Genomic DNA, 10,279 nt, shown 5'->3' with positions numbered 1-10,279 from the left:
ACGGGCGATGCGGTCGCGCTCTTCGAGGATGGCGCGCATGCGCCCCACCTCTTCCAGGCGCTGGGCCGCCTCAATGTCGAAGATCTCCATCACCCGGATCATGAAGGCCGCCATGCCGAGCCCGGCCAGCGCCCGCACCACTTGAATCGGAAGCCCGGTCGCCTGCAAGAAACGCTCGGCGTTGACGTAGGTGGAGGGGAAGAACCCCGCGTCCGGCACGAACAGCCCCGCCGTGAGCCCGTACGCGCCGAACGAGAAGATGGCCCACTCGACCGGGCGCACCAGGTGGCCCATTCCCGCCTGCCGCAGCTCGTCAACCTGCGTGGCCAGGGCCGCCGCCGCCAGCACGGAACCGGGCAGTGCCAGGATGTAGCGCGACCAGGCGTCGCTCACCAAAAGCCACCGCTCGTAGGTGGGCGGAAGCGCCACCACCGGGTAGAAGAAGAAGCTGGCGCCCCATATCACGGTGAGGAAAACCGGCAGCGGCCGCAGCCACGAAAAGCGCGGGTGCGTGTCAGCGAGGAGCTGCACGCCGAACGCCATCAGGAAGGAGAACGTCAAGGCGTTGAGCAGCGCGTGGAGCGCCTGCAGCGTGACGATGATGGCGTCGGGGGTGTAGGAGCGCTGGATGGGGATGAACACCTCGCCCCAGCTTGCCAGCGCCTGCAGAATGCCGAAGGTGCCCAGGAGCGGCAGGTGGGCGGCAACCCGGAGCTGGCTCGGGCGGCGGGACTCCAGGGCGATGGCCAGGCCCATGGCGAAGAAGGCCAGGCCGTACGCAAACTGCACGACCACCATGTTGGCGCGGAAAAACTCGATGGCGGCCTGCTTCAGCGGCACCATCTCAGCCCCATCGACCCGTTCCGCCCGGCGTCTTCATCGTCGCGCGCCATCGCACCCGGCTGTACGTCCCCGACAGTTGACACCTTATAAACCTCTCTGCCCTGCCCATTGTACCACAACGTCGGGACGCGCCGGAAAGCGTGGGGAGCGGGATCGGAGCGCCGGGCCGGAGGCGGCCCTGTCAGGCCCTGCGCCGCTGGCCGGGCGAGCGTGGCCGCCGCGGGCCGGGGTTGACGGCAGCCGCCGCCTCGCGCCGCCCCTCCGTGCCGGTGGCTGCGGCCGGTGCCGCGGGGAGTTCGACCGGGGGAAGCTCGGGGCGCGGCCAGCGGCGGCGGCTGGAGCCATACCAGGGAGGTTCCTCGCCGGGCCGGTAGCGCACCTCCCGCGTGAGGTAGGCGTCCATCGCGGTCAGGAAGTTGCGGTAAACTTGCTGCAGCTCGTGAATGATGCCGTACGGGCCGAGCCGCCACCATTCGCGCGGGGTGAAGTAGGCCGAGACTTCGGCCTGCGCGCCACTCCGCCCGAACCACTGGATCAAGTGGAGGTTGTCGGACTGCAAAAGCCACATGGCCAGGTCGATGACGGCGGGGTCCTGGGTGAGGAGCGCCTTGTGGTAGACGTGGTGCATGAGTTGAAAGATGGCCTGCTGCGCAGGATTTCCCAGGAAAAACTCCACGCCCCCCTCGCCGGCCCACGTGGTAGGGAAGGCGGGCACGGGCAGGTGGTGGCTTTTTGGCATCAGGAGCTCGATGGCCTCGCTTGCCGTAAGCGCACGCACACCCCGGCGGGCAAGCTCTGCGGGCAGCGCCTCCATGAACTCGAAGATGCCGGTCTCCTTCCAGTGGTGCTCGCCGAAGGTTTCGTAATCCCAGCCGACGGTCACGAGGTCTCCGGAGGCCTGCGAAACCCATGTCGCGTACGTGTCGGCGAAGAGCGGCCACAACCCCCACGACCGGTTGGAGAACCGGTACCCCACGTCGTCGCTCAGCTGGTAGTGGCGGGTGAGGAGATAGAGGTCTTTCGTGTAGTGGTAGAGGTAGCTGGGCTGGCGCCACCCCAGCACCCAGGGCCGCCCGTCCATGAGCGCGCCGCGAAAGCCGGCCCGCACCAAAGCGAAATAGATATCATTGGACATGAACATCTCGGTGGTGTCCGTCACGGCCGGGGCCCGCCTCAGCCCGAACGTGCGCTTCAGGTACTCGCCCGTGGCCTGCATGCGGCGCCAGAACGCGTCGATGTCCACGTAGAACAGGAAGCTGTGGTAAGGTTCCACGTTGATGAGCTCCACGTTGGGGTGCGACACCAGCCGGTGGAACTTGGCCAGAAGCTTCTCGTCCCACATCTCGGCCTGGCGCAGAAACGACAGCGAAAAGCCGATGCACAGCTTCAACTCCCGGTCGGCCAGCCTCAGGAAAAGGTCGGTGGCCGGGTGGTAGCAGGTCCGGGCGACTTTCTCGAAATACCGGCGGTTCATGCGTTCATCGAACAGGCAGCGCTCGATGTCCCGGGGCACCGCGCCGCGGGGGATGGGCTGAGCCGGGAGCTTGAGCCGGCGCGGCTGATGGACGACCGTGTAAACGACCAGGTGCTGCGCCAACGCCTATCGCCCCTCCTCCAGGGCGGCCGCGGCCTCCTTGAGTTCGCCCGCCGCCTCGGGAGAAAGGGCCCGGCCCTGCGGCCAGGACAGGCCCTGGAGCTCGGCGATGAACTCCAGGCGGTCCAGCATGGTGGCGATGACGTTCGGCCAGGAGAAGCGGAGCGCCGTCTCGTGGCCGTTGTGGCGGAGCCGCTCACAAAGCCCAGCGTCACCTGCCAGAGCCCGGACGTGGTGGGCAATCTCCCGAGGATCGTCGGTCTCCAGCACGATGGCATTGTGGTAACCCACCGCGTAATCTTCGCCGGTCGCCCCGGTGATGGCCACGCCGCCTGCGCCCATCACCTCGAGCCCGACCAGGCCGAAGGGTTCGATGCCGCTGTTGGCAAGGACGGCATCGGCGGCCCGGTACAGGGCCCGCAGCAGGGGGCCGGGCACGAAGAACTTCAAATTGAACACGTCCACCTCCGGGTGCGCCTTCATCACCTCGGCCAGCCTGGCGGCGCTCGGCGTCCCGTCGAGATGCACCGGCATCACACGCAGGCCCGCCGCCTGCGCCCGCCCCAGCACCTCGTACTCGTGCGGCTCGATGCCGCCGCGCATCACAAGGCGTGGCGAAAGCCCCTGCCCCTTGAGGAGGGCCACCGAGTCGATGGCCATGAGCCACCGCTTGTCCGGGTCGAAGCGCCCCACCTTGACCAGCAGTACCTGCCCGCCCGAGTCTGCCACAGCGCGGCGCAGGGCTGCCACGTGCCTGGGGTTGGGTGGCTGGAGCGCCTCGGGCGAGATACCGTTGGGGATGACGATGGGGTTGACGCCCCGGCCCCACATCACGTGCTTCATGTAGCGGCTCACGGTGGTCAGCGTGGTCACGTAGCCCAGCCGGCCCCAGTTGATCCGGTCAAAGCCCATGGTGTTGTTGGCGTTCCAGACCAAAAGCGCATGGGATCGCAGCCCGGCGAGCCACAGCCGGTCGCTTGTCTCGCAGATGGCGTGGGCCGTGTGCCACTCCTCCGCCATCACCACCAGCACGCGCCCGGCCTCCATCGCCCGCCTGGCGACCTGGCCGGTCACGAAGTCCGGCACCGTCTCGTTGAAGTCATAAAGCTTCTCGTTCTCCCCCTCGTATACGCCCCGGGGGTAGTAGCGGCTGATCCACTGGCACCAGCGGTAGAGGTGCAGCCGCCCGTCCATCTGCTGCTCCTGGCCCGGCAGTTCGGGGCTTCCCACGAAGATCAGGTGAGTTGGGTAGCCCAGGCCCGCCAGGGCCTGCGCAAGCTGCGTCACGCGTACGCCCAGCCCGCCGGCCCGGCTGTACGCGTCGGGGCCCTCGAACGAGACGAGCACGAACTCCGTGCGGTCGGCCGTTAGCTTTGGCGTCGCTTTGCCTGTCACGGCGGCCTCAGGCCCCTTTCTTCTGGAGCTCACGGATGCGACTTGCGTAGCGGCCGATGAGTTCACTTGCGTCCGAGGGGCTCTTGCCCTCCGCGATCAGGTGAAAGAGCGGTTCAGAGGCGTCCGGCAGCGCCAGCACCCAGCCGCGATCGTGAAACATCTTGATGCCGTCGATGTACTCGGCCTCCCGGGCCGAGCTGGCCTCGCGGGCAAGCAGCCGCATGACCCTGCCCTTTTGCTCCCACGGGCATTCGATGGCGCGCTCCTCCACGTAGAAGGCGGGCACCCGGGCGGTCAGGTCCGACAGCCGTCCGCCCGCCGCCAGGGCCTGCAGCGCCCTGGCCAGGGCTACCACCGCATCCTGGGCGGGATAAAACTCCGGGAAGATGAAACCCCCGCGCGTATCCCCCGCCACCACCATGTTGTCCCGATGGGCCGCCGCAAGATGCATCAGCGCCCGGGGCTCGTGCTTGGTGCGCAGCACCTGCGCCGAGTGCTCCCGGGCGATCTGGTCGATGACGCTCGGCGCGCTGACGGGCACCCCCACGCTGCCGCCCCGCCTCTGTTCCAGGGCGATCATGACCATGAGGGCGAGCAGGAGCTCGTCTTGAATCAGCCGGCCCTGCTCGTCGACCAGGTAGAGCCGTTCGCCGTCGTCGTCGATGAGCGCCCCCATGTCCGCCCCCAGCGTGGCCACGGCCTGGCCGAGTTCTGCCAGGAAGCGCAAGCGCTCTTCCCGAGACCTCGGCGCCCGCCTCGGGTCGGGGTAGGGATGCAGCGCCACCACCTCGCAGCCGAGCCGCGCGAGCAGCCCGGGGACGATCATGGACAGCCGCCCGTAGGCGTAATCCACCACCAGTTTGAAGCGCTGATGAGCAATGCGCTGCGCGTCCACGAAGTTGAAGAACGCCTGGGTGTAGCTCTCCAGCACCCGGGCCGGGAAGTCGAGGGTGCCCACCTCCTCGGCCGGCGTGCGCCGGAACTCCTCCCGGAAGAAGAGCGACTCGATCTTGCGCTCGACGGCCCGCCCGATGCTGATTCCCCGGCGGTCGAACAACTCGACCAGCGTCGAGGCCGGATCCCGGGGGTCCACCCGCACGTGAACCCCGCCGACGCATCCCAGCGCCGGGATGGCGTGGCGGGCAATGGTAATGGGCGTCGAACGCAGGTCCTGCACGTTGGTGCCTACCGTCAGGAAGCCCACGATGAGCGACCGCAGGATCATTCGCGACGCCGGGTGCTCGTCGCGGCTCGTGGTCACCGTGGCCCCCTTGCCCAGGTAGGTGCCGAACGCCGCCGCGAGCCTCACGGCGAACTCCGGCGTCATCGCGACGTTGGTGAGCCCGCTCACGCCCCGCTCCTTGAAGAGCGACTCCTGCCAAGCCGAACCCCAGATAAGGCTCATGGTGACCCGGGCCCCCGCTTCGACCACCTTGTTGGGCCACAGCTTCACCTGCGGCGAAAGGTGCGCCCCCTGCCGCAGCACGCTTCGGTCACCGATCACGGCCCCCTCGCTCACCACGCAGCCGCGGTCCACCGCCACCTGCTGCCCAAGGATGGCGCCGGAGAGGTGGGCGCCCCGGCCGATGTAGCCGTTGCTCCAGACGATGGAACGCTGGATGGCGGCCTGCTCTTCCACGATGGTGTTGTTGCCCAGCACCGTGTAGCCCAGGATCCGGGCCCCGGCGCCGATCCGGCAGTTTTCGCCGATGATGGCCGGCCCCCGGATCTCGGCCGCCGGGTCGATGACGGCGTCCCGGCCGACCCAGACGTCGCCCGGCAGCTTGCGGCCCGAGAGTTCGAGCTGCACCAGGTTTTGCATGACGTGCTCGTGGGCCTGCCGGTAGGCGCCGATGCTGCCGATGTCGCACCAGTAGCCGCTCGCCACGTACCCGAACAGGGGAGCGCGCTTCTTGAGAAGCGCCGGAAAAACGTCCTGGCTGAAGTCGCAGGGGCGGCCGGGTTCGACGTACCTGAGAACCTCGGGCTCCAGGATGTAAATGCCGGAGTTCACCGTGTCCGAGAAGACCTCGCCCCAGCTTGGCTTTTCCAGGAAGCGCTGGATGCGTCCGTCGTCGTCCGTTACCACGATGCCGTACTCCAGGGGGTTCTCGACGCGCGTCAGCACCAGCGTGGCAAGGGCCCCGTTCTGCTTGTGGAACGCCACTGCCGCCGACAGGTCGATGTCCGTCAGCGCGTCGCCGCTGATGACGAGGAACGTGTCCTGCCCGGCGAACTCCTCGCACAGCTTCACGCTGCCCGCCGTCCCCATGGGCGTCTCCTCGACCGAGTAGCTCATCCGGACGCCCCACTCGCTCCCGTCGGCGAAGTGGCTGCGGATCTCGTCCCCCAGGTAATAGAGCGTGGCGCGGATGTCGGTGAACTGGTGGCGGCGCAGTAGCATCACGATATGGTGCAGCATCGGCTGGTTGGCCACGGGAACCATGGGCTTGGGACGCTGAACGGTGAGGGGCCGCAGTCGCGAACCTTCGCCGCCGGCCATCACGATGGCCTTCAAGGGCGCTTTCCCCCTTCTGGGTGTAGAGACGAAAGTCCGGACCGTGCCGCGATAGAAGAGCAGGGTGTTTTGAAGTTAACCTGATCTTACCACGAAAGGCGATGAGAGTTCAACGCAGGCAGATGTTAGAAAAGAGCTTCGATTTACGAGGTATTTTGCAGCCGCATAGAATCTTTTGTGCCCGCAGACGGTCAGGGGGTGGGACCCAGGTATGTGGCCCCACCCCGGACCAAGGCTAGGAGCAGATCCGAGCGAGCGTGCCGGCGTCGAGCCGGCGTACCACTTCGGCGACAAGCGAGGCCGCCGCCTCGAAGTCCTCCAGGTCGATCATGCTGGCGCCCGTATGGATGTAGCGCGAGGGCACCCCGATGACGAGGGAAGGGACGCCCCGGCGCCAGGTGTGGAAGCGGCCTGCGTCGGTGCCGCCCCCGGGCATCACGTCGAACTGGTAAGGGATCCCGGCACTTTTCGCCGTCTCGATCACGAAGTCCCTCAGCTTGCGGTGCGGTACCATCGAGGCGTCGTATAGCGTGATGGCCGGCCCCTTGCCCAGTTTTGCCTGGGCCTCTTCAGGCTTGACGCCCGGCGTGTCGCCGGCGATGGAGACCTCCAGCGCAAAGGCCACGTCCGGCTCGCTGGACTCGGCCAGCGTGGCGGCCCCCCTCAGACCCACCTCCTCCTGCACCGTGCCGGCCGCTACAAGCGTATTCGGGTGCCCGGACTCGGCAGCGCGGCGGAGCACCTCCACCGCGAGCGCGCATCCCACCCGGTTGTCGAACGCCTTACTGATGGCTCGCCTTCCGCCTGCGGTCAGGGTGAAGCGCGTATCGGGGACGATGGGATCGCCCGGGCGGATGCCAAAGGCCTCGACCTCCGCTCCGTCCCGGGCGCCCACATCGATGAACATCTCCTTCTTCTCCACGACCTTCTTGCGGTCGTCCGGCGAGAGGATGTGGGGCGGCTTGCTTCCCACCACGCCGGGCACCGGGCCGTTCGTGCCCATCACGACCACCCGCTGCGCCAGCATAACCTGTTCCCACCAGCCGCCCAGCGTCTGAAAGCGGATGAAGCCCTCGTCCGTTATGGAACTGACCATGAAACCGACTTCATCCATGTGGCCCGCGATGAGCACCCGAGGGCGGTCGGCAAAACCACGGTGAACGGCCATGATGCTGCCGAGGTGGTCCGTGCTGGTCTCGCCATGCCGGCTCAGGTACCGGCGCATCACCTCCCGCACCGGATCCTCGAATCCCGGTACGCCGAGACTTTCGGTGAGTTCCTGCAAGAGGCGGATGGTGTCGTCCCTGACTTGCTGTCCCACGCATGTCCCTTCCCTTCGTGCGCGATTGGCGCGCCCCCGCCGGGGCGTGGTGCGCCGTGGCGCGGCCGCGTGCGGGTGCCGCTCGGGCCGTCCCGACTTTCGTCGTGTGCCACGAGGATGCCTCCTGCCATACATCCTTCGTGCGGGCGCGGGGCACCCGGCCCTTTCCGGCGCGAAATGGCAGGACCGCTGGCCTGCCTCTCGAAAGACCCGCCTGGCCAGAGGACGTGGCCGGGAGTCGTACGACCGCCCGGCGAAAGCACATGGCCAGGCGTCAACGGCTTTGATATCCGCCACGGCGGGGCAAAACAAACGCGGAGGTACGTCCTGCAAAGTGCGCGTCGATGCGACGGAGCGCCTGGCCGCCTTCCTGACGGCAGGCCGCGCCGAACACGACCCGAGACTCCCCGGCAGTGTGGGCCGCTCAGGGCGCCGGCAGGTGTGGCTTCGCATCTCGTGGACAGGGCGTCGCCCCGTGCAGCTGCACGTGGTCTACGACGACGGCGCCGTGCGAAGGCAGCCGGCCATCTGCTTCGCAGGCGGCGAGCAGGCAAACCACAACAGCGGAGCGGACAACGGGAGCGGGGCCCGCTGGGAGTACCTGGCGCGCCTCGATGTGCGGCGTCCCGTCGTCCTGTACGTGCTCGAAGCCGAGCTGGCCGGGGCCGCGCAGCACGACCCGGCCGTGCGGGCCTACTACGGGCCCGAGGAGCAGGCCGCCGCATCGCCGCTTTCGGCCGGGCGCTTCAGGGTGGACGTGGAGGAGCTGCCGCTGTTTTCCGTGCCGCGGTGGATCCAGGGTGCGGTACTCTACCAGATTTTCCCTGACCGTTTCTACAACGCCGAAAGGTCGAACGACCCCCCCGGGGTCGAGCCGTGGGGCGGGGAGCCCAGTTTCTTCAACTTCTTCGGGGGCGATCTGGAGGGCATCCGCCGGCGGCTGGACTATCTTGCCGCCCTCGGCGTGAGCGCCATCTACCTCAACCCCATCGTCGAGGCCCCCTCCAACCACCGGTACGACGCGGCTGACTACATGCGCGTCGACCCGGCCCTGGGCCAGCTTTCCGACTTTCGCCGCCTCGTGGACGACGTGCACCGCCGGGGCATGAAGATCATCCTGGACGCCGTCTTCAACCACACCGGCGAGACGTTCTGGGCGTTTGAGGACGTGGTGAGAAGGGGACCCGATTCGCCGTACTTTCACTGGTACCACGTGCACCAGTGGCCCATCCGGCGCGACCCGCCCAGCTACGCCTGCTGGTGGAACCTGCCGCACCTGCCCAAGCTCAACACGACCAACCCTGAGGTGAGGGCGTACCTGTTCGAGGTGACCCGCTTCTGGATGGGGCTGGGGGCCGACGGATGGCGGCTCGACGTTCCCAACGAACTGGAGCCAGGCTTCTGGCAAGAGTGGCGAGAACTCGTCAAGGGCCTCAACCCCGACGCCTTCATCGTGGGCGAGATCTGGCATGACGCGGCCGAGTGGCTCCGGGGCGACCAGTTCGACGCGGTCATGAACTATCCGCTCCGGGACGCCCTGATCGCTTTTCTCCTTCAGCGCAGCATCGGGGCCCGAGAACTCGTGGAACGCCTCAGCGCCCAGGCTCGCCACTACCCGCCCCCGGCGTTCTACAGCCTGATGAACCTTCTCGGAAGCCACGACACCGAACGCATCATGACGGTTGCCTCGCACGACCGGCGGGCCGTGCAAGCCATGTTCCTGTTCGCCATGGCCTGGCCCGGGCTTCCCGCCATCTATTACGGCGACGAGGTGGGTATGACCGGCGGCAAGGACCCCGGCTGCCGCCGCTGCTTTCCCTGGGACGAGCGCCGGCAGGACCTCGCGCTCTTCCGGTTCGTGCGCGCCCTCGTGCACCTGAGACGCCGGGTGCGCGCGCTGGCCGCCGGAGAGCTGGCGGCGGTGGAGGTGGAGGGGTCCGACGACGTGGCGGCGTTCGGCCGGCTGGCCGTGCGGGGCCGGGAGGGCGCGGCCATCTGCGTCATTTCCCGAAGCGACGAAGTGCAGGCGGTTTCGCTGGACGTCGGTGAGGAGCTGGCGGCGGAGGCGGAGGGCCGAGAGGCGCCCTGGACCGACCTTCTGTCCGGGCGCAGGATCCAGGGCGGCCGCCGCCTGATGCTCGAGCTCCAGCCGTGGGATCGGATGCTCCTGGTGCCTCGCCGGGCGGGCGTCCGTCCGATCGGGCGGGCGGGCGTCCGATAGAGAAGAAGGGGAGGTGGAGGCATGGGTAGACTCTTCGGGACCGACGGTGTGCGAGGAATTGCCAACCGAGAACTTTCGCCCCTTCTGGCCTACAAGCTTGGGCGTGCTACCGGCGCGCTGGTCGTCGGGTGGGGAGACGGGGGCGAGCAGTTCCGCCGGCCCGCCGACGGGCGCCCGTTCGTCTTCGTGGCCACCGACACCCGGATCTCCAGCGGCATGCTGGAAGCAGCCGTGACAGCAGGGATCACGTCGGCCGGCGCCGACGTGGTGCGCCTTGGGGTGCTGCCGACCCCGGCCCTGAGCTGGCTTACGTACAGCACCGAGGCGGCTGCCGGCGTGATGATCTCGGCGTCGCACAACCCCGTGGACGACAACGGCATCAAGGTG

General features: G+C 68.0%; 7 protein-coding genes. 2 read left to right on the top strand and 5 right to left on the bottom strand.

The window, feature by feature from the left end:
- The 5 genes from AB1609_07780 to AB1609_07760 form a co-directional block, all read right to left on the bottom strand.
- Positions 1-843, bottom strand: an 843-nt coding sequence (locus AB1609_07780; protein MEW6046366.1) for a hypothetical protein, incomplete at its 3' end; no start/stop codon positions are given.
- Positions 844-1,024: 181 nt separating this feature from the next.
- Entirely contained in the window at positions 1,025-2,440 is a 1,416-nt protein-coding gene (locus AB1609_07775; GenBank protein MEW6046365.1) for a glycoside hydrolase family 57 protein, read from the bottom strand.
- A 3-nt stretch (positions 2,441-2,443) separates the two neighbouring features.
- Positions 2,444-3,832: a glycosyltransferase family 4 protein gene (locus tag AB1609_07770; GenBank protein MEW6046364.1), complete on the bottom strand. Its 1,389-nt coding sequence runs from the start codon at positions 3,830-3,832 to the stop codon at positions 2,444-2,446.
- A gap of 7 nt (positions 3,833-3,839) precedes the next feature.
- Complete coding sequence (locus tag AB1609_07765) at positions 3,840-6,350, bottom strand: mannose-1-phosphate guanyltransferase (protein MEW6046363.1); 2,511 nt, start codon at positions 6,348-6,350, stop codon at positions 3,840-3,842.
- Positions 6,351-6,585: 235 nt separating this feature from the next.
- The gene (locus tag AB1609_07760) at positions 6,586-7,671 is read right to left on the bottom strand and encodes a M42 family metallopeptidase (GenBank protein MEW6046362.1); all 1,086 of its coding nucleotides are present in this window, start codon (positions 7,669-7,671) and stop codon (positions 6,586-6,588) included.
- A 334-nt stretch (positions 7,672-8,005) separates the two neighbouring features.
- On the opposite strand from AB1609_07760, the gene AB1609_07755 reads away from it, so the two are divergent.
- Positions 8,006-9,892 carry an alpha-amylase family glycosyl hydrolase gene (locus AB1609_07755; protein ID MEW6046361.1) on the top strand — a complete coding sequence of 629 codons (1,887 nt, stop codon included), beginning with the start codon at positions 8,006-8,008 and terminating at the stop codon, positions 9,890-9,892.
- A gap of 21 nt (positions 9,893-9,913) precedes the next feature.
- On the top strand, positions 9,914-10,279 hold a 366-nt coding region (locus AB1609_07750), incomplete at its 3' end, for a phosphoglucosamine mutase (GenBank protein ID MEW6046360.1).

This window comes from Bacillota bacterium, from assembly GCA_040754675.1.
Classification (GTDB): Bacteria; Bacillota; Limnochordia; order Limnochordales; family Geochordaceae; genus Geochorda.
The sequence above is the reverse complement of the archived record's forward strand: the minus strand, read 5'-3'. Positions and strand labels throughout refer to the sequence as shown.